This window comes from Pseudomonas sp. 273, from assembly GCF_029201425.1.
In the GTDB taxonomy this organism is placed as follows: domain Bacteria; phylum Pseudomonadota; class Gammaproteobacteria; order Pseudomonadales; family Pseudomonadaceae; genus Pseudomonas; species Pseudomonas delhiensis.
In genome coordinates, this window is sequence record NZ_CP116775.1 from 1,020,568 (window position 1) to 1,043,847 (window position 23,280).

The following is a 23,280-nucleotide window of genomic DNA, read 5'->3' on the forward strand; positions in this document are numbered from 1 at the left end:
GGCCCGCGCTAGGCGGGCCTTGGAGGAAGCGGTCAACGCTCCAGGTGCTTGAGCTTGTCGGCGACGCCGTCCCACTCTTCCGCGTCCGGCAACGAGTCCTTCTTCTCGGTGATGTTCGGCCAGACCTCGGCCAGATCCTTGTTCAGCTCGATGAATTCCTGCATGTTCTCCGGCACTTCGTCTTCGGAGAAGATCGCCTGGGCCGGGCATTCCGGTTCGCAGAGCGCGCAGTCGATGCACTCATCCGGGTGAATGACCAGGAAGTTCGGGCCTTCGTAGAAGCAGTCCACCGGGCAGACTTCCACGCAGTCGGTGTATTTGCACTTGATGCAGTTGTCGGTGACGACGAAGGTCATTTTCTAGTTCTCTCCTCAGGCGGGCGGCTAAGCGCGCGCGATTCTAGCAGCTTGTTCCGCTATCCGTCAGATTCGCGTCTTCCATGCATATAACAAATCGAGCGCCTGGCGTGGGCTCAGGTCATCGGGTTTGAGGCGTGCGAGCTCGTCGATCAGCGGGTGCGGCAGGCTGGCGAACAGGTCGCTCTGCATCGGCGCGGTGGGCTTGCCGGCCTCCTGGCGGGGGGCCTCATGGGGCAGGCTGGTGGTCTCCAGGCGTGCCAGGTGCTCGCGGGCGCGCAGGATCACCGGGCCGGGCACGCCGGCCAGCTGCGCCACCGCCAGGCCGTAGCTCTGGCTCGCCGGGCCGGGCAGCACGTGGTGCAGGAAGACGATGCGCTCGTTGTGCTCGGTGGCGTTCAGGTGCACGTTGGCCACCACCGGCTCGCTCTCCGGCAGCACTGTCAGCTCGAAGTAGTGGGTGGCGAACAGGGTGAAGGCGCGCAGGTGCGCCAGGTGCTCGGCGGCCGACCAGGCCAGCGACAGGCCGTCGAAGGTGCTGGTGCCGCGGCCCACTTCGTCCATCAGCACCAGGCTGCGGTCGGTGGCGTTGTGCAGGATGTTGGCGGTTTCGCTCATTTCCACCATGAAGGTGGAACGGCCGCCGGCGAGGTCGTCGGAGGAGCCGATACGGGTGAAGATGCGATCCACCAGCGACAGCTCGCAGCGCGCCGCCGGGACGAAGCTGCCGATATGCGCTAGCAGCACAATCAGTGCCGTTTGCCGCATATAGGTGGATTTACCGCCCATGTTCGGACCGGTGATCACCAGCATGCGGGTGTCTTCGTCGAGCTTCAGGTCGTTGGCCACGAAGGGCGTTTCCAGCACCTGCTCCACCACCGGGTGGCGGCCCTGCTCGATGAGGATGCCCGACTCCTCGACGAAGCGCGGGCGGTTCAGGTCGAGGTTCAGCGCGCGCTCGGCCAGGTTGGCCAGCACGTCCAGTTCGGCCAGGGCGGCGGCGGTGTCCTGCAGCGGCGCCAACTGGGCGATCAGCAGTTCCACCAGTTCCTCGTAGAGCTGCTTCTCCCGCGCCAGGGCGCGGCTCTGGGCGGACAGCGCCTTGTCCTCGAAGGCCTTCAGCTCCGGGGTGATGAAGCGTTCGGCGCCTTTCAGCGTCTGCCGCCGCTGGTAGTCGGCCGGCGCCTGCTCGGCCTGCATGCGCGGCAGCTCGATGTAGTAGCCGTGGATGCGGTTGTAGCCGACCTTCAGGCCCGACAGCCCGGTACGTTCCTTCTCGCGGATCTCCAGGTCCATCAGGTACTGGCCGGCGTTCTCGCTGAGGGTCTGCAGCTCGTCCAGCTCGGCATCGTAGCCGCGCTTGATGACGCCGCCGTCGCGGATCACCGCCGGCGGGTTGTCGATGATCGCCCGGGCCAGCAGCTCGGCCAGTTCCGGGTAGGTGCGGATGCTCGCGGCCAGCTCGCCCAGGTGCGGGGCCTCCAGCTCGGTCATGCCGCGCTGCAGCTCCGGCAGGGCGGCCAGGGCGTCGCGCAGGCGCGCCAGGTCGCGCGGGCGGGCGTTGCGCAGACCGATACGGGCGAGGATGCGCTCGACGTCACCGATTTCCTTCAGCTGTGGCTGCAGGGTCTCGAAGCGGTAGCGTTCCAGCAGGCAGGCGATCGACTCCTGGCGCGCCTCCAGCACGGCGCGGTCGCGCAGCGGGCGGTTCAGCCAGCGGGTCAGCAGGCGGCTGCCCATGGCGGTCTGGCAACGGTCCACCACCGATTGCAGGGTGTTGTCGCGGCCGCCGGAGAGGTTGGTGTCCAGCTCCAGGTTGCGGCGGCTGGCGCCGTCGAGGATGACGGTGTCGTCCAGGCGCTCGTGGCGCAGGCTGCGCAGGTGCGGCAGGGCGGTGCGCTGGGTTTCCTTGGCGTAGGCCAGCAGGCAGCCGGCGGCGCCGATGGCCAGGGTCAGGTCCTGGCAGCCGAAGCCCTTCAGGTCCTGGGTGGCGAACTGCTGGCAGAGGCTCTTGAACGCCGAGTCGCGGTCGAAGTCCCAGGGCGCGCGGCGCCGCACGCCACGGCGCTTCTCCGCCGGCAGGCCGGCGGGCCAGTCGTCGGGGATCAGCAGTTCCGCGGGGTTCAGGCGCTCCAGCTCGGCCAGCAGGGTTTCCCAGCCGCGGATTTCCTGGACGCTGAAGCGGCCGCTGGTGATGTCCAGCACCGCCAGGCCGAACAACCGCTCGTCGCCGAGCAGGGCGGCCAGCAGGTTGTCGCGGCGCTCGTCGAGCAGCGCCTCGTCGCTGACCGTACCGGGGGTGATGATGCGCACCACCTGGCGTTCCACCGGGCCCTTGCTGGTGGCCGGGTCGCCGATCTGTTCGCAGATGGCCACCGACTCGCCCAGCTTGACCAGCTTGGCCAGGTAGCCCTCCACGGCGTGGAAGGGGATGCCGGCCATGGGAATCGGCGTGCCGGCGGACTGGCCGCGGGTGGTGAGGGTGATGTCGAGCAGCTTGGCGGCCTTCTTCGCGTCCTCGTAGAACAGCTCGTAGAAGTCGCCCATGCGGTAGAACAGCAGTTGTTCCGGGTGCTGTCTCTTCAGCTTCCAGTACTGTTGCATCATCGGGGTGTGAGCCGCAAGCCCATCGCCATTGGGCTCCGGGAAGGTCTGTCTTTTTGACATAGGGGTATTTGTCTAATACTCAGCGCACTTTGATGGGCATTGTCGGGGCCTGAGCGATCTTCGGCAACCGCCCGCGGAGGTATCGCGCAGTCATCTTAGGATCGGAATGGCCGCCAAGGGTTTGGGCGTTCTTGCCTTCCTTGTCGGCATCCGTCAAGGACTTCGCCCTGATGTCGTGGATGGTAACGTCGGTGATACCCGTCCTCTCGCGCAGCACTCTGAAGGCCATCTTCACCGTGGCGTAGCTGACGGGCTTGCCGGCGCGCGAGCAGAACAGCGTGAGGGTGCGGACCTTTCGTGGCAGCGCCTTTGCCCGAGCAATCACCTCTTCGAGGTCTGGCGTCATGGCCACTATGAGCTTGGCGCCAGTCTTCTGCTGGGTGAACGCCACGCCATCCGGGGAGATGTCACTCAGGTGGATGGACAGCACGTCGCTGATGCGCTGGCCGGTCAGGTAAGCCATTTCGAGGATGCACCTGATGTAAGGGCTGGCCGCATTGAGCAAAGCCGCGAACTCCCCGTCCGTGATGTAGCGATCGCGCCTTCCCTCCTCGTGGCGGCTAACCCCAACGCAGGGGTTCGAGTCCACCTCCTGCCACTCCAGCCCATAGCCGAAGATGATCCGGGCAACGGACAGAATCCGGTTACACATGTTTGGCGTGTCTACCAGGTCCGCCTTCACCGCCGCGATGTGCTTCGGCATGACCTGCTTCGGGTTGAACTCGGCGAAGATATCCTTCAGGCGCTCCGCCGCCGCTTCATACTGCAGCACGGTGTTGGCCGCCAGCTTCTTCTTTTTGAAGTGGTACTTCATGGCTCGGTCGATCAGGTCCGGCATGCCTCCCTGAGTTGCCTGCGACATTTTGCGGGCATACTCCAGAAGCGATTCCTGGTAGTCCTCGCCTAGGCGCAACCACTTTCCTTTTCGCACCAGGTAGTAGGCCCCGTGCTTGTGGTACATGCATTGCGGCAAGTGCCGGTCCTTCTTTCTCGGGCGCATGCCTCCCTCCTCACGAGCCCGTCAAGCGCAGGCGCGGCTCTTTCTTCTGCTGCTGATTTGATCCTAGTCGGGAAAGCACAACCTCCCGCAGAACCTTGGGGCGACCATCGGCGCCGACCACGTAGCCGAAACGATGCTCGTCGAGCCAGCGAATTTGCGCGCTGGCACGGGTGCGTCCTGTCAGGTCGGCCACCTCTTCAGGTGTCATGAACATGGCAATACCTCATCGCGCCGCTGGTGCGGCGATGGTGGAATGGTGATCAGAACTTCGGCTGCAGGTAGAACCAGCGACCGCGGATGAACTCGGCGCGCTCAGCCCGGGAAGGCCAGCGCTGGCCGATGGCGCCGCACTTGCTGCAGCGGATGTGCAGGGGTGTCGTGAAGGTCCAGACGTGGCGGTCTGGAGGGCACGGTGGGTCGCTCATTTCCCGCCTCCTTCCAGGGCTGCGTCGATAATCCTGTCGATCTCGTCGCAGTGGTCGTAGATGTCGTTCGGGTGGCTGCCATTCTTCACGCCGCTGACCATGTTCACGAGGTCGCGGGTGAGAGGGCGGATGTTTCCGTCCACTTCTGCATGCACGGCCTGGAGCGCAACCTGCATCTGCTCAATCCGCTCCTTCATGAGCCATATCTTGTTCTCGTGCAGGTACTGCCATGCCTGAAGCGCAGCGTCTTGCTCGCCGATCCAGTGAGTGGCATCGTCCTTCAGCCATTCATCGAACGACTCGTAAACGATCTCCTTGAACCACTTCTTGTAGTGCTCGGCTATTTCTTGCTGTCGCACTTCAAGCCTTCGCAGCCGCTCTACCTCGGAAATCAGCCCGAGGATGGCCTGGAGGTTGGCGGCGCTGCGGAACTCAGTGATGGCCGCAGAGTGTTCGAGACTGGGGGTTCCATGCAGTGCAGAAGCCCGTTCCGCCAGTTCCTTCAGCTTGGTGATGTCGGTCATGGCCGAATCTCCAGGGCACCCTTGAGCAGCCAGCGGGCCAGACGCTCACGCCATGTCATATACCGAGACTCGCCGCGAGCATTGGTTATCAGAAGACCAGGGAAGTCCTCGGACACGCGCACAGCATGTTTGTCGAGCGCGTGCGATGCTTCATGCAGGACGTGCTTCGCCTCGGCCTCATGCTTCGGGCCGTTGTAGCTAAGGCACTGGGCGGCACCCTGGCACTTGCTGGCCAGTTCGGATTCATAGGAAATTTCGTCAGGCACGGTCGTTCTCCTCAAGGCGCTTCCAGCCTTCCTGATCATCCTCGCGGCCGCCCCATTCGATCTCGGGCTTGCTCCAACTCTTGATCAGGCCATCGACGCCCACCTTGAAGATGATGTAGTCGCCATAGCCGTTCTCGGTCGGGCAGAGGAAGTCGTCCGGTACGTAGTAGCCGGCCCACTGGGCGACACGTTGCCGGTTGTCATCGAGCAGCCAATACTGACCGGCATCGCAGACCTTGTAGTGGATGTCGGCGATCATGCCGGCCGGCCAGTCCATCACCATGCCATCTTCCAGGCGGATCACTGGACACCAGAGGTCGTCACGACGGAACGGCACCAGAGAGCCGTCACTGTCCTCCTGCCCGTTGATCTTGGCGTCTTCCCAATAGCGCACTTCGGCGCTCACTTCGATGTAGGTTGCTTGAATGTCAGGCACGGTAATGCCTCCCATATGGGTGTGCGGTTAAGGGGAAGGGTTACGGCTGGAGAAGGGCGCGGAGTTCGTCGGCAAGATCGGATGCAATGGATGCACTTGGTGATCCAATCGCGTCGTACTCGATGTGATCCTGCAAGCGCTTCAATAGCTCGATTGGCACCAGCACCTGGTCGGCGGGGATTTTGTAGAGCGGCACATCGTAGCTATGCGCAACCCTGGCCGGAGATCCGCCGAACTCGATGTTGTGCTCCCTGATTCGATTCAGGATCGTTGATGTCGGGTTTCCACTCTGCGCCCAGGAATGAGGCTTAAGTTCAGGCATGGCCGTCTCCCTGCTTCCCCTCGCTGAGCAGAGTACGCAGTTCTTCCATCACTTGCCCGGCGTAGTATTCACCAGCATCAACAGGCGCATGACCGTCGCCGATGCCGTGGGAATCGACCGCCGATCCGCACATGCAATGGCCTTCACTGAAATCCCCGTGCTCCATCAGTTCGAGCCACTTGCGCAACAGCCTCTCGCTCACCACCTTGCCGTTGAGGCGCGCTAGTTCGTCGAGGCAGTCGTTCCAGCCTTCGGCTTGATCCTTAAGTGAGTGATGCGCATAGGTCGGAGGCGCGAATCGATCCGGCACAACAACCACCCTTGCGCGCAGGTCTTCAACCTTGCGCGTCAGCTGCTCGACCTCGCTCTGCCGGTGCTTGGCGCCCATACGGCGCCCTTCGTCGTAGCCGGACTGGTAGCTGTTGGCGTCGGACTGCAAGGCTTTGACCTGATCCCTGAGCGCCTGGGCCTCGGCCTTGGCCAGCACCAGGTCGGTGATGGCTCGAAGCATCGGATCGACGCCGGGGTAGCTGGTGAAGCCGAGCAGAGACATGATCGCGCTCAGGTCGAGCGATGCAGACTCGAATGCGGCTTTGTAGTTGGGCATTAAGCACCTCCCTGATCTGGCTCTTCCAGCCGCAGCGTGGCGACAACTGCGCCATCGCAGGTGATATCGAAGCTGCCGCCGTGGTGCTTGAGCTTGTCGATCACAGCCTTCAGTACGTCGCTGGTGACGTCCTTCGGTGTGCCAGTGAACGAGTCGCCGGCCCTGTTCACGCGACCGGCCATGATGCGGCCAGCGATGGCGGTGCAGGCTATGCGGATCATTCAGCACCTCCCTGCGCCGGCCGGCGCGCTGCGTACTTATCGGAAACCCAGTACCTATCCGGCCTGCCAAGGCGGCGCAGATACCCCGGCTCAGTGCGGCCAATTACCTCCCGCGTGCTCACGTCCTCCCATATCGAGCAATCACGCTCAGGACTGGGATGTACATTGCGCGGGCCGATGATGCCGAAGAACTCGGCTTTGCTGACTTCGACGAAGGCCATCACACCCCCTCCTTGCCGGGCGCGGCGGCTATGTACGCATCCAGCAACTTCTGCGTATCGGTGCGGGCGACGCCCTTGTACAGCAGCGCCATCACGGCATCATGCATTGCCTCCGTCTCGCGAACCGGGATCAGGGCATAACCCTCCGGCACGCTGTGCTGAGCCTGGGCGGGCGTGGCGGCGTAGAGCTGATTTTTACCTTTCGGAAGAAGTCTTTTCCCATGGAAATTGTAGGGGCCATAGTCCCTGTCAATGACTTCTACCCAAGCCACCGGCTCCTGCCCCTCCAACTCGGCGAGCCTGGCCTGGGCGGCGTCATGCGCTTCGCACTTCTCCAGCATGTAGCGCAGTGATGCGAGCAGTTCGCCTTTGTCCGGGTTCATACCGATGTCGTGGCCGATGGCTTCCCACGCTTCCAGCACGGTGATCACCTCAGAGCGGAAACCGGCGTACCAGAGCTTGACCGCCTCTTCCTTGGCGAGCGGGTAGCCAAGTCCGGCTGCTTCAAGTTCGTCCTCAGTCGGAAGTTCCGGCGCCGGGGAGGGTTGCGCCTCGGCTAAAACATTCAGCACGCGCCCTTCTGCATCCTGGCGAGTGACGGCAAGGATGGCGCCGGAGTCGTTCAGGGTTACGACAACTTCGTCCCATGCCAGGGAGGGTTGCGCCAGGGCGGCGCGGGCTTGTGCGCAGCTGCACCTCCGATCACGGAACCCATTAAGTTCTGGATCGCAGGCAGGATTGCAGGGCGGCCAGTGCGGAAGCGCCTCCCGCTCCTGCGCGCCCTCAGCCTGCTCCGCAAGAACCTGCTGTGCCATCCAGATTTCGTTCCCAGTGATGTAGACCTGGGTGAAGTCACCCTTGATCGCCTTGCCGCTGTAGAGGCCGGCGATGTGTCGGATCAGTTCCATTGCCATGGTCATGGTTTCGTCCTCGTATGCTTGGCGATGAACTCAGCAGCCTCTGTGCTCAGCTGCTGGCCGCCGATTCCGTTGGTGAGGTGGGATTTCAGGCGTCGGATCAGGTCGAGGGCCTGCTGATGGAACAGGGCTTCCTCCAACTGGGCCTGGTAATGCGCGTGCGGGTTAGCGCAAAGCTCAGCGATTCGGTGCTGAGCCGCGGATTCGTCGAGGGGCATGGGGTAACCTCGTGCCGTAGTGGCGCAATGGCAGGGAGTGGGGTAGGTCAGGCGGCCTCAGAGCCAGCCTTCAGAAAGCATCGAGAATGCTGCAGCAGCCACGCGCGGGTCTTGGCCGTCTCCAATGGCGCGGTTCCGGTCCATCCGATCGGCCATCCCATCAGGCTTTCCCAGAAATCCGGGTTCACATACAGCTTGCCGATGGGCGTTCCACGCAATTTGTTCTTGCTGCCGCCCACCTCCTGGAAGGTTCCGCCCCAGTGGCTGGAGCCATGGCATGGAGTCGGCCAGGATCCACGTCCGCTTGCGGAAGTGGTCGGCGCCGATGTCGTCAGATCCGAGCACACACCATCGCGCATCGAACCCCAGTTCGGCCAGGTCCCCGAGAACTCTGCCAAGCCCTCGATGAGGCAGCTCTGCCGCGTTTTCCAGGAACGCGAATCGGGGCTGTACCTCGCGAAGGATGCGGGGTACTTCCACCCATAGCCCGCTGGCCTCTCCCTCGATCCCTTCCTTTGTCCCGGCGCGGCTGATGTCCGTGCAGGGAAACCCTGCCGATACCAGGTCAACAAGGCCGTGCCATGGGCGTCCGTCGAAGGAACGAACATCGTCCCAGATGGGGAATGGTGGAAGGTGTCCTTCATTTTGGCGCTGCATGAGTCGGCGCGCGCGGTAGGGATTGATTTCCACGGCACACATGGTTCGCCAGCCAAGCAACTTGCCGGCGAGAATTCCCCCACCAGCGCCCGCGAAAAGTGCCAGCTCATTCATGGTTTCTCCAGGTAGAGCGCCGCCGCGCCGCGAGTGCAGCGGATGGCGAAATTGGTGTGTGACATGGCGGCGTGACTAGTAGCTGGTCAACTCGGCCAGGGACTCGTCGTCGAGGCGATCTGCGCCATGGATGAGGCGTTGGATCACGTCCTGCGGCTCGTCGATACCAAGCCGTGCCATGGTGCGAATCAGCGCCATGTCCGTGGACTTGTAGAGGTCCAGGCTGATGCGGCGGGAGAGGAGGCGAGCAAGACGCTCCTCCTCCTTCATCCTGTCCCGCTCCCTCTTTTCGGCTTGGCGCTGGGCGGCGGTCTTGGCGGTCATTGCGACACCCCAAGCGTGATGCCGAACTCGCGGGCGATCTTGCGCACCGTGGTCTCGCTGACGCCGCAGCGGATAGCACAGGTCGCAACCCCGAGATGGGCGTAGGCTTCGATCTTGGGCGCCAGTGCTCGACGCGCCTCGGCCATCTTGTCCGACTTCGACTTGGCCAGTTCGGCGACATCCGGGAAGACGATGTTGTTCTCGAAGCACAGGGCCATGAACAGCATCTTGCCGATGCCGGCGGTTTCTCTGGCCTGGGTTCTGGACTGGCCGAGTTCGGCGGCCACCTTGATCAGTTCGATCAGCCTCGCCTCTTCCTCGATGGTGATGCGGTGCTTCTTGGGCGCTTCCCGGCGGCGCGGAGGTTTCGGAGTAGCCGTGACAACCTGCCGTGACGGGAAGGGGATGCGCTCGACGAAGCCTGGGAGTTCGGTGATGTGTCCACCTCCGGCCAGGTACTGCTCAACCTGGCCGGCCAGTTGCTCCCGCCGATCTTCCAGAGGATGGCGGGTGCGGTAGTCGATGGGGATCATGCTCATGCTGCGACCTGCTGCCCGGCCTGTGCCTGCTGGATGTGGGCGATCAGCGCTGCACAAATACGCTGGAAGTCGGCGGCGCGGTACAGCACCGCTGCACGCTCGCGGCCGGCTGGCTCAAAGCCGATGGAGCGAAGGAAGTCGGCAGTCAGCGCGAAGCCTAGGCGGTTGTTGATGTCGCCCAGCTTGATGCGCTGGCCGTCGTCCTCCGTCGGCGTAACTACGGCCACCGGCACCGTCTGGCGCTGCGGCACTGGCTCGGCAGCAGGCTGCGTTACTGTCGCAGCGCGCTTCTCTTCCAGGCGCTTCTGCTCGGCTTCGTGCTCAGTGATCCTAGACTTTACTGTCGCCACCAGGTCATCACTGGGCTTCAGTACCAGTTGCTGCAGGTCGGCGAACAGGGATGCATGATCCCCGGCCAGTTCGTCGAAGCTGCGCAGATTGGCGCGGATGCCGTCGGCCACCTGGCTGGCTTCGATCTTCGCCCTGGCCAGCTCGGTGTTTGCAGCGTCCTGCAGGCTGGCGACGGTCTTCTTGCCCTTGATGGCGCCGGCGAAGTCAGCAGTGATTGCCGGCATCACGACTCGGCTGCCCAGCGTCTCGTTGATCTGCGCGATGTGCTCACGCAATGCGGTGCCGGCCTTGGTGACGATGTCGGTGCGGATTTTCTCCTTCCGAGTTTTCACCAGCTTGTCGAGTTCCAGGCGCTTGGCGCGGGCCTCGGCGGAAATCTCGTCGATGGCGCGGAAGAGGGCGTCGATGCTCTCGGTCTGGCTCAGCGCATGCTGCTTGGCGGCTGCCAGGCGTTCCTCGACGTCGCCGCACCATTTCACCGTCTGCTCGGCGTTGGCAAAGTCCTGGTCGGTCTGCAGCTCGGTGTTGATGCCCTTGAAGATCGCCAGGGCGTGTTCCTTGAAGGCATCGAGGTTGCTGGCGGTGACCATACCGGTGACTTCGATGCGCAGCGCTGGCAGAGCGCCGGGGGCACGGCCAACGGCTTCTACCTTGGCTTCCTGCGGGGAGAACTCGGCCAGGTCCTGCTCGAACTGTGCCCAGCCAGCCAGCAGTTGCTCACGGCGCCCGGCCACCGGGCGGTATTCCATCTGAACCATGTTGTCCTCGGAGCCGTCGGAGCAGACGAAGATCGCACGCTCAGCTCCGGTGACCAGCAACTGCTGTTCCAGCTGCCAGTAGTAGTGCGGCTCCAGGTCTCCGGCGCGCACTTTCTCGGCCAAGCCTTCGTTCCACAGCTTGTGCTCGAACACCACGGTGCCGAGCGAGTCCATGCCGTCCACGCTGGCGAGCAGGTTGCCCTCAGTGGCCACAACCGGGAACAGGTCTTCGCCGATCTGGGCCTCAATGATCGCGCGGGCCAGAGCCTCGGTCTCGTGGCCGCGGTCGAACAGTCGCTGCTGGGACTCGCTGACTTCCGGTACGATGCCGGTCCTCTTCTGCTTCAGCAGGTCGCTGCGCGACTGGTACTTCGAGGCGCCCATCATCGCCGGCGCCTCGGAGGCAGTGAAGTAGTTGGCTCGCAGGGCGTGCCACTCCGGCGCGCCCTGGGTGACGTTGTGGATCTGCATGATCATTCTCCTTCGATGGGATCGAGCGCCTTGATCTGGGCGACCTGCTCATCGCTCAGGACGTATTTGCTGCTGATGGTGTTGATCAGGTGGTCGGGCGACGTCTTGCTCTGCTCGATGGCTTGGCGCCATTTCGGCAGGTTCTCGGCCAGCTGTTCGTCGGTGTAGGCCGGTTTGTCCTGCTCCAACTTCGGCGACAGAGGCGTGATGTCCTTCTCGCCAACGATACGTTCGGCTTCATCCTGGTCGAAGATGCCGGTGTAACCGAAAGCCAGGCGAGCCGCCTGGATCATTGTCTTGTGGCGCATGAAGCGTTTGGTATGTGTCTGCCAGGGGCCGTCTACCTGGTAGCCGTTGTCTTTCTTGAATGGCGCGCGGTACACCTCGTCCAGGTACTCGCGGATGGTGATCGGGCGGCTTCGATCCTTGCGATAGATAACGCACTCCATCCACTCGGGCGCCGGGTTCTTAGCGCCTTCCATTGTTACCATGCTGTCTGACTGCCGAAATTCCATGCCATCGAACTGTGGGTGCTCGTTGATGATGCGCGACCAGCCATCCACGCCAACCACCGGAACGATGCCGTTCTGCTTGTCAGGGAAGGCATAGATCTCCTTCGTCCATGGGTTCAGGCCATATTGGTTGGCTACCACCATCAGGGCAGTCATCTGCGCGTCGGTGACCTGCCCTTTGAAGGCTGTGGCCTTTAGGGTTTCGATTAGCTGTGATCCGTCGCCCATATCGAGGCGGTCGGCCAGCTTCTGCGTGAGGGTAGTAAGTGCAGTGGTCATGCTTTGGCCTCGTGGTTCAAATGCTCCCAGCGTTTCCCGTTTAGGATCATGCTGATGAGTGATTGGGTGACACCGTGCTGCCTTGCCAGGGCGTACTGATTGGCATCCTTGGATCGCGGGCGGTAGGCGTCGCGAATCGCATTGATCTGTTCTTCGGTTAGCTTGGAGTTGCCGACAAGTTCGCCACGCACTCGGCGACCTCTATCGGTCATATCGTTCATGTTTTCCTGAGTCGTCCCCGGCTCGAGGTGATCCGGATTGACACAGGAAGGGTTGTCGCACTTGTGCCGAATCACGACTCCCTTGATTTGTTCCGGCTCGATTCCGGATGCCATGCAATAGGCGAGTCGATGCGCAAGGATTTGGCGCCCCTTGTACTGGGTGCGACCGTAGCCCGTTCGCATCTTCCCGCCGGCGTGTTCGATGCACTCAGCGCGGATTGTGATTGCGTTCACGATGAGTCCTTGCCGCGCGGCGCGCAGCTGGTAGAGGGAAGGGGGAGGCGCTTACGGCGCCACTCGGCCAGGTCGCTCGGGCGTATAGCAGGGCGCTCCGAGCCTTGGCTGCCGGGGTTTTTCACACCTGGCACTATCCGGCTGATCCAGTCGCAGATATCCGGTTTACCGGCCCGCTGCGCTCGGGTGCGTGATTGGGTACTGAGGCGACTCGATGCTGTACCGCCCCGTGATGGAGTCAGCGAACTCGATGGCCTTGAAGAACAGCAACATGGAAACGATGGCGAGGATCAGGCCGTTGCGGAGGGCTTTCTTCATCATGGCGTCACCATCCCCACAAAAGCCCAGGCGAAGGCCAGAACGCTGCCAAGAAAAAGGCCGCCGAAGATGATGGTCTTGGCGGCCTTGGTAAGGTCGATAGTGATGGTCATTCGCTTGCCTCCTCGAACAGACGGTTGGCGTCCCAGAAGACTTCGGATGCTTCGCTTGGCGTGGCGTATTCCGAGAATCGGTAGTCGCCGTCATGGCTATAGTCCCAGCCAAGCTGAAAGCTGCCGATGCTGCCGTCGTCTCGCCTATGGACGCGGAACAGGCTCACGTAGCTGTGGCATACGAAGCTGGGCTGCTCAAACATATCGCTCTCCGGCTTGAAGTGCTGGAAGCTCGGGTGATCCTGGTAGATGTACAGGTAGACGCACCAACGGTTTTCGTTGGTGATGCCAGAAAGATGCCTACTCACAACAACGCAAAACCCTTTGCCTTCGCGCTTCCATTCATCCTTGTGACGCCAGTTTTCCATGTTCATGACGCCTCCTGCACCTGACGCGCGGTTACCTTCTTCGGCGAACCACGGTAACCATCGCGGGCCGCTTCAATGGTCGCCTCGGTGATCGCCTGGGACTTGCTGACAGCTTCCAGGGTTATTCCGTACACCGGCAGTCGTAGCGTTTTCGGGTAGGTCAGTTCGACGTAGTACCTCATGCTGCACGCTCCATGATGATCTGCTCGGCCAGGGCGACGATGTGTTCGCGAAGCCTGGCGTGGTAGATGGCCGATGCAAGCTCTTGGTTTTCCTGTTCCAGGGCGATGAGGATTTGCACCACTGGACATTCTCGACCGCCGAGTTCTCCCAGCAGTTCCATGACCGCATCAGCGAAGCCCTGGACGACATTCGGTCGCGTCTTGGTGAAGAACAGGACGTTGTCGGCGTCGTTGCCCTTGAGCAGTTGTGCCACCTGTTCGGTGAGGTATTCGCGGCGGAGCGAGTCTTCTTCCTCCGCCTTGAAGTGCTGGACTGCGTTCATGGCTTCCTCCTGGGAGAAATTAGGGCGAACGCCGGGCACTTCCCCGGATGTGTCAGGTCTGGCTGCGCTAGCCCCTCGACTCGTTCGCTGTTCTGGTCATTCGTCGACTTCGACGAACTCGCCTTCGGAATTCAGCTGGTACCAGGTGTCCGGCTTGATGCCGTCCTGTCCGGCGATGGCTGCCTTGATGTGTACGATTCGGGCGTAGTCATCGTCCCACGCATCGGTGTCGCGGTAACAGAGAACGATGGCGCTGCCGGCGGATGCCCTGGCTTTGCCTTCGATGCCGGTGGCCAGAGCCACCGAGTGCCGGCCGGTGCTCGACGCCGCGCCCTGGTAGCCGGTGCTCGACGCCGCGCCCTGGTCGCCGGTGCTCGACGCCGCGCCCTGGTAGCCGGTGCTCGACGCCGCGCCCTGGTAGCCGGTGCTCGACGCCGCGCCCTGGTAGCCGGTGCTCGACGCCGCGCCGTAGTCGCCGGTGCTCGACGCCGCGCCCTGGTCGCCGGTGCTCGACGCCGCGCCCTGGTCGCCGGTGCTCGACGCCGCGCCCTGGTAGCCGGTGCTCGACGCCGCGCCCTGGTCGCCGGTGCTCGACGCCGCGCCCTGGTAGCCGGTGCTCGACGCCGCGCCCTGGTAGCCGGTGCTCGACGCCGCGCCGTAGTCGCCGGTGCTCGACGCCGCGCCCTGGTCGCCGGTGCTCGACGCCGCGCCGTAGTCGCCGGTGCTCGACGCTGGCGACTCAGGATCAACTGGCGTACAGCGGCTGGTAGTGTACTCGATGGCCGCCTTCACCAGGCCCGCGATGGTCAACTCGGCCTTGATGGATATCTTGCGGCTGGCGACCTTCGAATCGCCGTCGTGGCGACTCAGGTCGCCGGACTGCTCGACCAGCGCGAAGCGGCTACCTACAGGGTGGTAGTAGCCCAGCACATCCAGCGGATACTCGCAGGCGTGGAAGCCGGAGGCACATGCCTCGACATCCCCTTCGTGCTTGTAGGTGCCGCCGATCTCGAACTGGTAGCCCCGGCAGGTCAGGTCTTGTTTGAAGCCCTTGTAGGCGGTGACGATCTCTTCAGCAGCCTCGGTCTTTTTCTTGCGGGTCATGGTGCGTTCCTTTTGAGTGCGGATGCCCTTGGCCGAGGGCTGGTGCGCGCTTTCGGCTGCCGGCGATGCGTCGGCATGCGAAAGAGGGCGAAAAGAAGCCCGCATGAAGCGGGCTAAGAGGTGGCGTCCTTGCCGGGGAAGTCAGTCGGCTGGATCATCCGGCAGATGCATCCACTTGGTTGGAACTTCACTGCCTTCCAAGCGATTTGCGTCAGGCCATTGAGTGAACCAGGACTCGGAGAAGAGTGTCTCTTCGTCCATGGAATCAATCTCTGCCTGAGTCAGGTGAAATGCGTCTGCCGACGTGTAACTGGCAATGAACTGACCGCGGTGTTGGTGCCAAACTAGAATCTCTGTCCCATCCTTCGGCGCCGTTTCAATCGGTTGCCAATCGCTCATCTCGTCTCCAGTGTGTGTATGCGCAAGGGCGCGGTTAGGTGGTGGCCTTGTCGATTGCAGCGCGAGCAATACACCACGCGCATTCCTGCTCGCCGTTATCGATACAGTCGTGATAAGCCGGAGCTTCTTCGCTAATGACCAGTTCGAGAGCCGAGAGAAGATCGGGAGCCGCAGCAATTAGGCGAGCATCAGCCATGTCTTGCTCAGCATCGTCCGCGTGGTAGCAGTAGTCGGGAATCTCCGCGATCAGCTTGTTGTTCTGGTTGCAGAAGATCTCGCAGATCTGGGTTTCTTTGGTGTCGCCGTAGCGCAGAACACTGGCCTCGGAAAGAATCCAAGGACCGGGACGGTGCTTGCTCATCTCTTTCTCCTGACTGTGCGGAGCCATGGGGGAGCGGACCGAGAGGCTTATGCGCCTCTAACCGCCGTATCTGTTGCGGCGCGATCCGCTGGCAGCTAACCGGTGTTCGCGTTCCGGCCGATCAGCTCGCCCGCTGGCTTGGTCATGTGCTGCTCACTGGCGAAGATGCGGCAGCCCCGCATAGGCTTGAAGAACTGGTACATCACGCATGCATCCGCACGGTGATGTAGCCGTTGCTGGCGACTACGTGGTCCCAGCGTTTGAACCAGATGAGGTCGCCGAACTTCTTCATGGCGGCCTGACGTACTTTGATCAGTACGTCTTCCGGTGTTTCGCCGTCTTCCGGCAGTGCGAGCCAGTCAAGGCGCTCGCCGTTGCTCAGGTGTCCATCGACGTTGAACTTGGCCATCTAACGTTACTCCTGGTTGGTTTCCCAGATGCCACCCTCTGGATGGCATCGAGGAAATCGGTGTTCTCCGCGTTCGCCTAACTGGGCTTCTACAACCCGCGGGTGGTGCTTCTGGTGTCGTGTTAACCGTGGCGCCGGCATGCCGCACGCTGCAGTCGTCTTTCCTGGGCACCGTTACCCGCCACCTGTGCCTGGGCGATGATTTCTGTTCTCACTGCAAGCGCTTTCGGCGCCTGTCCGCTGTGCCGGTACTGATCCCCGTTCTCAAGGGCTCCGGCAGGGAGCGTTAGCAGTGCAGACCCTCGGCGCGCGATTCCAGATGCAGCGCGTCAGCTTTGAGCCTGGCCGGCTACCAGAGGCCGGCATGGGTTCCCGAATTGTGAAAAGAGCGTTCCGGCTTCGCCGAGGCATCTCTGCCTTGCCAGCGCGGTGGATTGCGTTGGTGTGAGGTGAATATAGGAGTTCCTATTTTACGAGTCAATAGGAACTCCTATAAATTTCTCGCAAGAAGTCGAAAGCTCCTGCAAGTCGATGCAGGTCTGTGTCATGAGCGGCGTTGGCGGTTAGAATCCGCCGCTAAAGATGGAGGCGAATTGCCATGGAAAACGACGAGAAGAAGTGCCCGTTCTGCGCTGAGGCGATCAAGGCCGAAGCTATCAAGTGCAAACACTGCGGCTCGATGCTGAGCGCCAGTCCTTCAGTCAGGGTTCCAGCTAAAGGGGGAATTGGGCCTTTGGGATGGACAGTGGCTATCGTGCTGGTCGGGGGAGCGGTGTTCCTCGGCTACGGTGCATATATCAACTCAACGCCAGAGGGGGCTGCTCGTAGCCGGGCGCGAGCAGCGATTGAGCTTTGCCATAAGGACCTGGATCGATGGCCTAAAGGAAGCCAAGAGTGGCAGATCGTCTACGGTGCCTGCGAAAAACTAGAGAACGATCTCAGAACAGGTAACCTGGCTAGGTACGGAAATAGCCAATCCAGCGAGCCGAAGCTGAAGGAGTATCCAGCGGCGAAAGGAAACAGGATGGATCTACAGGTTGGACAGCAATCTGCCCCGCTTAAGTCCGCTGTTCCACTACGCGATTCTCCGGACCTGACCGCAGCGGTAGTCCGAGAGACTAAGCGTGGGGAGCGACTTACCGTGCACGAGATCAAGGATGGCTGGATTCAGGTATCCGCAGATCCTGCTCGAAAGGAATGGGCGATGCCGGAGCTGTTGGACTGGTGACCGAGCACCTGCATGAGGAGGCGCCGTTCTAGATCGGGCAGCGGGGCGGGCTCAGGATTCGGCATCAGGCGGGGAGGGGTGGATCAGTATTTATCGCGGAATCGGCTTGCGACACGAGCAAGGCAGGTCATCATCTCGCGCTGGCGAGCCTTGCCATGGGCGTCAGGGTGAAGGAGGGCAAGCAGGGAGTAGCGGTTTTCCTCGAATAGCCCCTGGACGTAAACCAGGGCGGCGTCCTGTTGCGGAGCACCGTTCGGGCAGGTTCTGTCACGCTGAGGTCGGTTGACCGGGAATACCGTGGGCGGAATAGCGATGTGGATGTGCATCAGGCCGGCGCGATAAGCCTCCTGCGGCACGACATATGGCACATCGCGCCCGAAATAGGGTGGCAGCCAGAGACGATCAGATTCGATGTAGCGGGCAAAGTCGCGGCAGAGGCCATCAAGGAGAGAAGGAAAATCCTTCAGGACGTCCTGGAAGAGCTCGGCGTAGGTTTCTGGATTGAACTCGACAATCACCGCCATCCTGGTGATCAGCTCACCAGGCGATGCAGGCGTTCGGTACCGAGGTCGGCCAGAGATTTGAGTCCTTCACCGCTTACGTCACTCTGGAAGACTTCAGGAATGGTGATTTGCTGCTTGAAGAGAATCTCGTTCTGCACGGCCATTGCGCGAACCTTAGCCAGATTGCGGCGCAGGGCGTCGTACTCTTCGCCGATTACTGGCAGGCTGGACAGTGCGCTGTCCGCAGGTACGGCTTCTTCGAGCTGGCGCAAGGTCTGCACGATCTCGGTGAAGGGCTGTTCATTGATCAACGAGTCAGGCACCTTCTGCTCCAGCATGATCTTGCAGGAAGCCTCAAGGGTGTCGCGAAGTTGGCCGAGAGCGGCCATGGCGCGCTTAATGCGTTCGCGAATCTTGGCCTTCTGGGCAAGTTCCTGCTGCTGGTGTTGCCTGCCGGCCTTCTGGCTGTCCAATTGGGGGGTTGCAGCTGCCAATTGGGCGCACGAGGTCGAAACGCTCAGCGCCAGGCTGAGCATCGCCACCTTGGAGAAAGGAACCTTCGTGCGGGCCATGCGGCTCTCCCGAGCAAACTACGAGCCAAAGCATATATCTAGTGGCACTACAACTCAATGCGAGGCCTGGGCTACCTGGCCCGAACTGCAGATTAAATTCAGCTATAACCCGCATGGTTACTGGATCGGAACCTGGCCCAACACCTTGGCCTAGAAACGAGAAGCCCGCCCGGGGTGGCCGGATTCGTCGTCAGGCATCCTCACCCCATCAGGTACAATCCCTCCCTCAAACCGGAGGGCTTATGAGCTACAACCTTGCAAACCTACCGATGGACGAACGCCGGGCGATGGAAGACGAGAAGTCGGAGTTGTTCGCCTACTGGCAGCAGAACCTGGACAGAGCGAAGGGAGAGGCCGCGCGCATCCTGGGCGAGAAGGATCGGCGGAAGGGGAAGTGGCGGGAGTGGGCCGCAGAGCAGATCGAGGCCCTACAGCCCGAGCAGTATCGGGAGATGGTCAAGAGGGAAGTGGGGCGCTGAGGCGAGAAACAGCCATGTCATCTACTGAAGACCTCGAACTACAGATGCGCGAAGCCCTGGGCATAGTCCCGGCGAGAAAGAAGACGACAAAGGACGCCAGCAGGCCGGTTGGCGGCTACTTGGTGGTCTTGAGCGTGAGGGAAGCCAGCGGCCCGGCGTTCCGCTTCGAGCACCGCTCGCGGAGCATCAGCCGGACCGAGGCAATATTGGCGGCCGAGAAGCAGGCCAAGGCGCAGGGGCTGCGGCCCTGGGCGCTGCTGGACGTCGAGCAGTTCTGACTCATACTGCCCTTGCAAACAATGCCAATTGCGCCCAAATTGACTATTATGGCGGTGCAAGCATAATGTCGCCGCCAAAAGCTTGTCATCATCCATAGAGAGAGGAGGGACGCATGAGATACAGCACCGCGCTTGACGTCCTGAAGGCTCATTGGGACTTCAAGCTTCCAGTCGACCCCATCGCCATTGCCGAGAGGATGGGCATTGAGGTTCAGGCAGGTTCGCCGCTTGACCGCGAAAGCGGCCATTACAGCTATCGCGATGGTGATCCGCTGATTACCTACAATCCTGCTGATTCCACAGTACGCCGTCGCTTCACGGTAGCTCATGAGATCGGGCATCACATAAATGGCGATGTTGACGCCCCACGTGATACCGACAAGCAGATGAGCGCTAGCGTGCGCGACCCTAGAGAGGTTGCGGCAAACCGCTTTGCTGCATCGCTTCTGATGCCTGCCGCCTTGGTGAAGCACATGATTTTCGAAGAGAAAGTTGCCGATCTTAAAAAGCTGGCCGCTACCTTCGGTGTTTCGACCGCCGCAATGGAATATCGCCTGAGAAACCTCGGCATCCTATGAGCAACGACGACCAGGGATTGGCCGAAGGCGAAAGCTCCGTAGATCCAAGAATCCTTCAGAACTATCTGAGAAAGGAGATTTGGCGCTTCGAATGGGAGCAGAAGCTGGCCCGGCGAGCCATGCAATTGGTTGGGTTTTTCTACCTTATGCTGGTTGGGTTCATCTTTCTCGGTAATGGTCGCTTCGTCTTTGGGAAGTGGTATGTCGTGCTCAGTTTTAAGTCCCATGCAGCCACTGACATTCCTATCATTCTGGCTTTGGCATCTATACCAACGGTCCTGCTCATAGCTTTGATGCGTTACTTCCACCATCGGGAGAAAGCATCAGAGGGGCAGGACTCGCCGCTGCCATTGAGCATGCAAACGGCAAAGGACCTTCTCGACATCATGAAGGACCAAAAGCAGTAGCCCGCAGCGGGGCTTTGCTATCTCTCTTCTTCGCGCGCGATCAGCTCCACCAGCGCCTCCGAAATGAAGTCCGCGTTCTCGATCAGCGTCTCCAGGTGGAGCTTCACGGCATCGAAGGTCTCGGTCGAGCCTCGTTGCTCAACCCAGATCGCCAGCTCTTCGACAGCCGAGCCAATGGCGTTGATGTTCAGGTTGAGGCGGTAGAGCAGGGCAGGGAGAGGGGAGGGGAGGGGAGGGGAGGGGAGGGGAGGGGAGTCGGCCATGGTAACCTCCAGAGCGGAGGACTCAGCTTAGGCCGGAAACGAAAAGGCCGCACTCAATGGCGCGGCCTTGTCCTGATAGCTGCTGTCTTCCCAGCTCCAGGGCAGGGAAAATTTACCAAAACGAGTAGGACGGTCAAGGGGCAGAAACGAAAAGCCCCGCGGGTGCGGGGCTCAGATCTTACTGAAGCTGAGGCGGCTCTTTGTATGAAGAGATGGCAATCTGCGCGAAGGATACAGGCAGCGCCTTGTCCTTCACCTTTCCTTTCAGGTAGGTCTCAAACTTCCCGGCCCCCACATAGACTTCCCGGAACCATCTTCTGAATTCGCCCAGGGCAGACTCCGGATAGCAATTGGATTCCTGTGGATTCGAGAGCGCCTGAGGGAAGTATTCCGGATAGTTGTGGGCGTACTTGATGCGTGGGCCGAAGGTCTGCTCAAGGCCTGAGTCGTTCCAGTGCCTGGCCCAGTGCTGGCCGACGCTGATGTCCGGAACGAAGCTGCTGTCGATATGGAGCCCGCTCTGCCCGAGATGCACCACCATGTCGGCGATCTCTTTGAAGACGCCGAAGTACCCGGCCGGAGCTGCGTTGTACACCAGGGACATCCGGTCATGGAATTGCTTCCACTGGGATGGTACGTGGTTGTCAGGATCGTATCCGACCTGAGCGTAAATGAAGTCTCGGAGCGCCTTCCCGGCCAGAAGGCGGAAATTCATCAGCGCTTCTTCTTTCCGATTCTGCCCCGCATCGAATGCGTAGTACTCCAGAATCGCCAAGCAAACGCCGTCCGGATAGGCATTGAAGGCGCCAGAGCTATCAGTCACAGCGGTATATGGGCGCTCGTAGTAGAGACCATGCGTGCCAAGGATCTCCTGAATCCTAGCGATGGCAGGCTTGTTGGTATCCCAGTTCGCTGCGACGTCCTGAATCACCTTGTGGTGAACGCCGCAAAGACGAGCTAAGCCCCTCCCATTGAGGAATGGCGTGCCATCCGAAAGGACGCCCATCCCAATCCCATTCACTTCGGCCTGTTTGTCGATGGCCAGCGGCATTTGGCTGGCGGGCATTGGCACACCTTTCATGCTTAACTCCTTGTTTTACATGCAATTATCCTGGCGGTCTGCATCCATCACTCCCCCACGATCTGCCTTAGCTATCGTCCTTCGCTTTTGCCGGCGCAGAGAACCACTTGCGGAACCACCAACCAACCAGCCCCATGATGGCTCCGCTGATGAGCTTCATGATGAGTGCGTCGTCACTGGGGTTGCGAAGCAGGAAAAGAGACACGCCGAAAATCGCCACCGCTGAAATCAGGGCAGCAAGCCATGCTTTCCTGAAAATCACGCCGATCACGATACCGATCACCCAGGCAACCGGATCAAGGAATGATGCGACGATCAGCGCAAAGGTCGACATAGACAAGGCCTCCAGTGTGACTAATCAGTTCCCCATGATCTGCCTATAGCTCACGAGAAGAGTGGCCGGAGGACAGCCCAGTAGAGCGGCCAGATGCCAGATAGAAATTCATTCACAGGCAGAGCAATCATCCAATTCCACCAGTTGTAGTGGTAGTCGTCGAAGAACGTCAGCTTGATGAAGGTGCCGACGTTGCCGATCCAGTAGATTGCCCAGAGAACGACTTTCAGCCAGTCCATTGCCACTCCTTGTCTGTCTACAAATCCCCGCCGCGCCAGATGACCTGGCTCAGAACTTCTGCCCATTCCAGCCGTAGATCACCTGGGCGAAGATCGTCAGTTCTTCCTCGCGCTCGGCGGCAATTTCAACCGGCTTGTACCGATCGTTGTCCGAAAGGATTGTGAGCCCATCCAGGTGCCGCTGAATCCTCTTGATTTGCAACTGCCTCCCCATCAGGAAGAAGTAGATGGCATCGCATTCGACCGAGGTGATGCCCACGTCTACCAGCAGGGGATCGCCATTCTTGATGGTCGGCGACATGCTGTCGCCCCGGCCGGAAATCAGCTTGATGTTCTCGACCGCCGTGTAGACCAGGTTCTGGCGCACCCAGGCCGCGTCTAGCGTCATTGAATCGACGATGTTGTGCAGGTCTGGCGGCTCGGTCCCAGGCCCCATCGAGCCGGCTACATCGAAGCGATCGATGCTTACCTTGGATCGATAGCTGCTGATTTTCTGGGCGAGAGGAGCGGGAAGCGAGGAAACATCAATCCCGTCCTGATCCAAGTGCCTTACATCCAGATTCTCAGAGCCGGATGGCGGATTCTGAGAATCTACGACCATTGCACCCTCTTCTCGCTCCAACCAAAGCGCGCTTATTCCACAAGCTTTCGCAATGCTGGCGTTGTATGAGGAGGAGACGGATTTGCCTCTCTCAAGGTCTGAGATCGAGGTTTGAGTGATGCCAACGGCCTTGGCCAATCCAGCCTGGGTGAGCTTGGCATACCGGCGCGCGGCCTTTAAACGGTCTTTGTATTCCATCACAGCCTTATATAGGTGCGCCTATATCCTTGCAAACAGGATTGCCTATGTGTAGATTTATAGGAAATCCTATAAGGAGGATTGGCGATGAATGTTTTCGAGCGCCTTGTTGAGCACTTCCATGGTCAGGTGAAGACCGCCGAAGCGCTCGGAGTGAAGCAAGGCACCGTATCTGGCTGGGTGTCCGGCCGACACGGCATGAGCGCTGTAACTGCGCTTCGTGCAGAGGCTGAAACCCTTGGCGCGTTCAAGGCTATTGAGCTGTGCCCGGCGCTTAGCCGCGCCTCTATGGCCGCCTAACC

At 61.0% G+C, this 23,280-nt stretch carries 41 protein-coding genes; 6 read left to right on the forward strand and 35 right to left on the reverse strand.

Translation table 11 applies throughout. From position 1 onward, the window contains the following. Positions 1-32 precede the first annotated feature (32 nt). From fdxA to PKO50_RS04925, 28 genes are all read right to left on the reverse strand, one after another. Positions 33-356: a ferredoxin FdxA gene (fdxA, locus tag PKO50_RS04790; RefSeq protein ID WP_074985513.1), complete on the reverse strand. Its 324-nt coding sequence runs from the start codon at positions 354-356 to the stop codon at positions 33-35. A 66-nt stretch (positions 357-422) separates the two neighbouring features. Continuing rightward, entirely contained in the window at positions 423-3,023 is a 2,601-nt protein-coding gene (gene mutS, locus PKO50_RS04795; RefSeq protein WP_177412036.1) for a DNA mismatch repair protein MutS, read from the reverse strand. Positions 3,024-3,042: 19 nt separating this feature from the next. Then, on the reverse strand, positions 3,043-4,023 hold the full coding sequence (locus tag PKO50_RS04800; protein ID WP_275628965.1) for a tyrosine-type recombinase/integrase: 981 nt from the start codon (positions 4,021-4,023) through the stop codon (positions 3,043-3,045). 10 nt (positions 4,024-4,033) lie between these two features. Further along, positions 4,034-4,237 (reverse strand): DUF4224 domain-containing protein, encoded by a 204-nt coding sequence (locus tag PKO50_RS04805; protein ID WP_109933395.1) that lies wholly within the window; start codon positions 4,235-4,237, stop codon positions 4,034-4,036. A 46-nt stretch (positions 4,238-4,283) separates the two neighbouring features. Next, positions 4,284-4,448 (reverse strand): hypothetical protein, encoded by a 165-nt coding sequence (locus PKO50_RS04810; RefSeq protein WP_153899563.1) that lies wholly within the window; start codon positions 4,446-4,448, stop codon positions 4,284-4,286. Next, entirely contained in the window at positions 4,445-4,972 is a 528-nt protein-coding gene (locus PKO50_RS04815; RefSeq protein ID WP_275628966.1) for a hypothetical protein, read from the reverse strand. The genes PKO50_RS04810 and PKO50_RS04815 overlap by 4 nt, the downstream gene beginning before the upstream one ends. Beyond that, entirely contained in the window at positions 4,969-5,238 is a 270-nt protein-coding gene (locus PKO50_RS04820) for a hypothetical protein (protein WP_003158880.1), read from the reverse strand. Before PKO50_RS04820 ends, PKO50_RS04815 begins: the two co-directional genes overlap by 4 nt. Then, positions 5,231-5,674, reverse strand: a complete 444-nt coding sequence (locus PKO50_RS04825) for a hypothetical protein (RefSeq protein WP_237759474.1) — start codon at positions 5,672-5,674, stop codon at positions 5,231-5,233. Before PKO50_RS04825 ends, PKO50_RS04820 begins: the two co-directional genes overlap by 8 nt. Before the next feature lie 40 nt (positions 5,675-5,714). Next, a complete protein-coding gene (locus PKO50_RS04830; protein WP_275628967.1) occupies positions 5,715-5,996 on the reverse strand; it encodes a hypothetical protein in 282 nt (93 codons plus the stop codon). Continuing rightward, positions 5,989-6,603: a hypothetical protein gene (locus PKO50_RS04835; protein ID WP_275628968.1), complete on the reverse strand. Its 615-nt coding sequence runs from the start codon at positions 6,601-6,603 to the stop codon at positions 5,989-5,991. Before PKO50_RS04835 ends, PKO50_RS04830 begins: the two co-directional genes overlap by 8 nt. Next, on the reverse strand, positions 6,603-6,824 hold the full coding sequence (locus PKO50_RS04840; protein ID WP_275628969.1) for a hypothetical protein: 222 nt from the start codon (positions 6,822-6,824) through the stop codon (positions 6,603-6,605). Before PKO50_RS04840 ends, PKO50_RS04835 begins: the two co-directional genes overlap by 1 nt. Continuing rightward, entirely contained in the window at positions 6,821-7,045 is a 225-nt protein-coding gene (locus PKO50_RS04845) for a hypothetical protein (RefSeq protein ID WP_275628970.1), read from the reverse strand. The genes PKO50_RS04840 and PKO50_RS04845 overlap by 4 nt, the downstream gene beginning before the upstream one ends. Then, positions 7,045-7,965, reverse strand: a complete 921-nt coding sequence (locus PKO50_RS04850) for a hypothetical protein (RefSeq protein WP_275628971.1) — start codon at positions 7,963-7,965, stop codon at positions 7,045-7,047. The genes PKO50_RS04845 and PKO50_RS04850 overlap by 1 nt, the downstream gene beginning before the upstream one ends. After that, entirely contained in the window at positions 7,962-8,180 is a 219-nt protein-coding gene (locus tag PKO50_RS04855) for a hypothetical protein (RefSeq protein WP_275628972.1), read from the reverse strand. The genes PKO50_RS04850 and PKO50_RS04855 overlap by 4 nt, the downstream gene beginning before the upstream one ends. Positions 8,181-8,237: 57 nt before the next feature. Further along, positions 8,238-8,951 (reverse strand): DNA cytosine methyltransferase, encoded by a 714-nt coding sequence (locus tag PKO50_RS04860; RefSeq protein WP_275628973.1) that lies wholly within the window; start codon positions 8,949-8,951, stop codon positions 8,238-8,240. Between the two features lie 75 nt (positions 8,952-9,026). Beyond that, positions 9,027-9,275: a hypothetical protein gene (locus PKO50_RS04865; RefSeq protein WP_275628974.1), complete on the reverse strand. Its 249-nt coding sequence runs from the start codon at positions 9,273-9,275 to the stop codon at positions 9,027-9,029. Continuing rightward, positions 9,272-9,814, reverse strand: coding sequence for a hypothetical protein (locus tag PKO50_RS04870; RefSeq protein ID WP_275628975.1), 543 nt, complete (start codon positions 9,812-9,814; stop codon positions 9,272-9,274). The genes PKO50_RS04865 and PKO50_RS04870 overlap by 4 nt, the downstream gene beginning before the upstream one ends. Continuing rightward, positions 9,811-11,394 carry a YqaJ viral recombinase family protein gene (locus PKO50_RS04875; protein WP_275628976.1) on the reverse strand — a complete coding sequence of 528 codons (1,584 nt, stop codon included), beginning with the start codon at positions 11,392-11,394 and terminating at the stop codon, positions 9,811-9,813. Before PKO50_RS04875 ends, PKO50_RS04870 begins: the two co-directional genes overlap by 4 nt. A 2-nt stretch (positions 11,395-11,396) precedes the next feature. Then, positions 11,397-12,185 carry a phage recombination protein Bet gene (gene bet / locus PKO50_RS04880; protein ID WP_275628977.1) on the reverse strand — a complete coding sequence of 263 codons (789 nt, stop codon included), beginning with the start codon at positions 12,183-12,185 and terminating at the stop codon, positions 11,397-11,399. Next, complete coding sequence (locus PKO50_RS04885) at positions 12,182-12,640, reverse strand: HNH endonuclease signature motif containing protein (RefSeq protein ID WP_009616744.1); 459 nt, start codon at positions 12,638-12,640, stop codon at positions 12,182-12,184. Before PKO50_RS04885 ends, bet begins: the two co-directional genes overlap by 4 nt. Positions 12,641-12,805: 165 nt before the next feature. Beyond that, the gene (locus PKO50_RS04890) at positions 12,806-12,961 is read right to left on the reverse strand and encodes a hypothetical protein (protein WP_275628978.1); all 156 of its coding nucleotides are present in this window, start codon (positions 12,959-12,961) and stop codon (positions 12,806-12,808) included. A gap of 106 nt (positions 12,962-13,067) precedes the next feature. Further along, complete coding sequence (locus tag PKO50_RS04895; RefSeq protein ID WP_275628979.1) at positions 13,068-13,445, reverse strand: hypothetical protein; 378 nt, start codon at positions 13,443-13,445, stop codon at positions 13,068-13,070. Beyond that, on the reverse strand, positions 13,442-13,621 hold the full coding sequence (locus PKO50_RS04900) for a hypothetical protein (RefSeq protein WP_275628980.1): 180 nt from the start codon (positions 13,619-13,621) through the stop codon (positions 13,442-13,444). The genes PKO50_RS04895 and PKO50_RS04900 overlap by 4 nt, the downstream gene beginning before the upstream one ends. Next, entirely contained in the window at positions 13,618-13,944 is a 327-nt protein-coding gene (locus PKO50_RS04905) for a hypothetical protein (RefSeq protein WP_275628981.1), read from the reverse strand. Before PKO50_RS04905 ends, PKO50_RS04900 begins: the two co-directional genes overlap by 4 nt. Positions 13,945-14,040: 96 nt before the next feature. Further along, complete coding sequence (locus PKO50_RS04910; RefSeq protein WP_275628982.1) at positions 14,041-15,048, reverse strand: hypothetical protein; 1,008 nt, start codon at positions 15,046-15,048, stop codon at positions 14,041-14,043. A gap of 141 nt (positions 15,049-15,189) precedes the next feature. Next, on the reverse strand, positions 15,190-15,447 hold the full coding sequence (locus PKO50_RS04915) for a hypothetical protein (RefSeq protein ID WP_275628983.1): 258 nt from the start codon (positions 15,445-15,447) through the stop codon (positions 15,190-15,192). 34 nt (positions 15,448-15,481) lie between these two features. Then, the gene (locus tag PKO50_RS04920) at positions 15,482-15,808 is read right to left on the reverse strand and encodes a hypothetical protein (RefSeq protein WP_275628984.1); all 327 of its coding nucleotides are present in this window, start codon (positions 15,806-15,808) and stop codon (positions 15,482-15,484) included. A 202-nt stretch (positions 15,809-16,010) separates the two neighbouring features. Next, on the reverse strand, positions 16,011-16,217 hold the full coding sequence (locus tag PKO50_RS04925; RefSeq protein WP_275628985.1) for a hypothetical protein: 207 nt from the start codon (positions 16,215-16,217) through the stop codon (positions 16,011-16,013). Between the two features lie 598 nt (positions 16,218-16,815). Here PKO50_RS04925 and PKO50_RS04930 point away from each other — a divergent pair. Next, on the forward strand, positions 16,816-17,445 hold the full coding sequence (locus PKO50_RS04930; RefSeq protein ID WP_275628986.1) for a hypothetical protein: 630 nt from the start codon (positions 16,816-16,818) through the stop codon (positions 17,443-17,445). Between the two features lie 83 nt (positions 17,446-17,528). Here the strand turns inward: PKO50_RS04930 and PKO50_RS04935 are convergent, their stop codons facing one another. After that, a complete protein-coding gene (locus PKO50_RS04935; RefSeq protein WP_275628987.1) occupies positions 17,529-17,969 on the reverse strand; it encodes a type II toxin-antitoxin system YafO family toxin in 441 nt (146 codons plus the stop codon). Positions 17,970-17,977: 8 nt separating this feature from the next. Beyond that, the gene (locus PKO50_RS04940; RefSeq protein ID WP_275628988.1) at positions 17,978-18,520 is read right to left on the reverse strand and encodes a hypothetical protein; all 543 of its coding nucleotides are present in this window, start codon (positions 18,518-18,520) and stop codon (positions 17,978-17,980) included. 242 nt (positions 18,521-18,762) lie between these two features. Between PKO50_RS04940 and PKO50_RS04945 the strand changes: the two genes are divergently transcribed. The 4 genes from PKO50_RS04945 to PKO50_RS04960 all read left to right on the forward strand — a co-directional run bounded on the left by PKO50_RS04945 (position 18,763) and on the right by PKO50_RS04960 (position 20,262). Further along, entirely contained in the window at positions 18,763-18,999 is a 237-nt protein-coding gene (locus PKO50_RS04945; RefSeq protein ID WP_275628989.1) for a hypothetical protein, read from the forward strand. A 44-nt stretch (positions 19,000-19,043) separates the two neighbouring features. After that, positions 19,044-19,277 (forward strand): hypothetical protein, encoded by a 234-nt coding sequence (locus tag PKO50_RS04950; protein WP_275628990.1) that lies wholly within the window; start codon positions 19,044-19,046, stop codon positions 19,275-19,277. Positions 19,278-19,390: 113 nt separating this feature from the next. Then, the gene (locus PKO50_RS04955) at positions 19,391-19,855 is read left to right on the forward strand and encodes an ImmA/IrrE family metallo-endopeptidase (RefSeq protein ID WP_275628991.1); all 465 of its coding nucleotides are present in this window, start codon (positions 19,391-19,393) and stop codon (positions 19,853-19,855) included. Further along, positions 19,852-20,262: a hypothetical protein gene (locus tag PKO50_RS04960; RefSeq protein ID WP_275628992.1), complete on the forward strand. Its 411-nt coding sequence runs from the start codon at positions 19,852-19,854 to the stop codon at positions 20,260-20,262. Before PKO50_RS04955 ends, PKO50_RS04960 begins: the two co-directional genes overlap by 4 nt. Before the next feature lie 17 nt (positions 20,263-20,279). On the opposite strand, the gene PKO50_RS04965 is transcribed toward PKO50_RS04960, so the two are convergent. From PKO50_RS04965 to PKO50_RS04985, 5 genes are all read right to left on the reverse strand, one after another. After that, complete coding sequence (locus PKO50_RS04965; RefSeq protein WP_275628993.1) at positions 20,280-20,525, reverse strand: hypothetical protein; 246 nt, start codon at positions 20,523-20,525, stop codon at positions 20,280-20,282. 178 nt (positions 20,526-20,703) lie between these two features. After that, a complete protein-coding gene (locus tag PKO50_RS04970; RefSeq protein ID WP_058071195.1) occupies positions 20,704-21,606 on the reverse strand; it encodes a hypothetical protein in 903 nt (300 codons plus the stop codon). 67 nt (positions 21,607-21,673) lie between these two features. Further along, entirely contained in the window at positions 21,674-21,940 is a 267-nt protein-coding gene (locus PKO50_RS04975) for a hypothetical protein (RefSeq protein ID WP_058071194.1), read from the reverse strand. A 50-nt stretch (positions 21,941-21,990) separates the two neighbouring features. Continuing rightward, on the reverse strand, positions 21,991-22,179 hold the full coding sequence (locus PKO50_RS04980) for a hypothetical protein (protein ID WP_275628994.1): 189 nt from the start codon (positions 22,177-22,179) through the stop codon (positions 21,991-21,993). A 49-nt stretch (positions 22,180-22,228) separates the two neighbouring features. Beyond that, on the reverse strand, positions 22,229-22,978 hold the full coding sequence (locus PKO50_RS04985) for a S24 family peptidase (RefSeq protein ID WP_275628995.1): 750 nt from the start codon (positions 22,976-22,978) through the stop codon (positions 22,229-22,231). Between the two features lie 87 nt (positions 22,979-23,065). Between PKO50_RS04985 and PKO50_RS04990 the strand changes: the two genes are divergently transcribed. After that, complete coding sequence (locus PKO50_RS04990; RefSeq protein ID WP_275628996.1) at positions 23,066-23,278, forward strand: YdaS family helix-turn-helix protein; 213 nt, start codon at positions 23,066-23,068, stop codon at positions 23,276-23,278. Positions 23,279-23,280 lie beyond the last annotated feature (2 nt).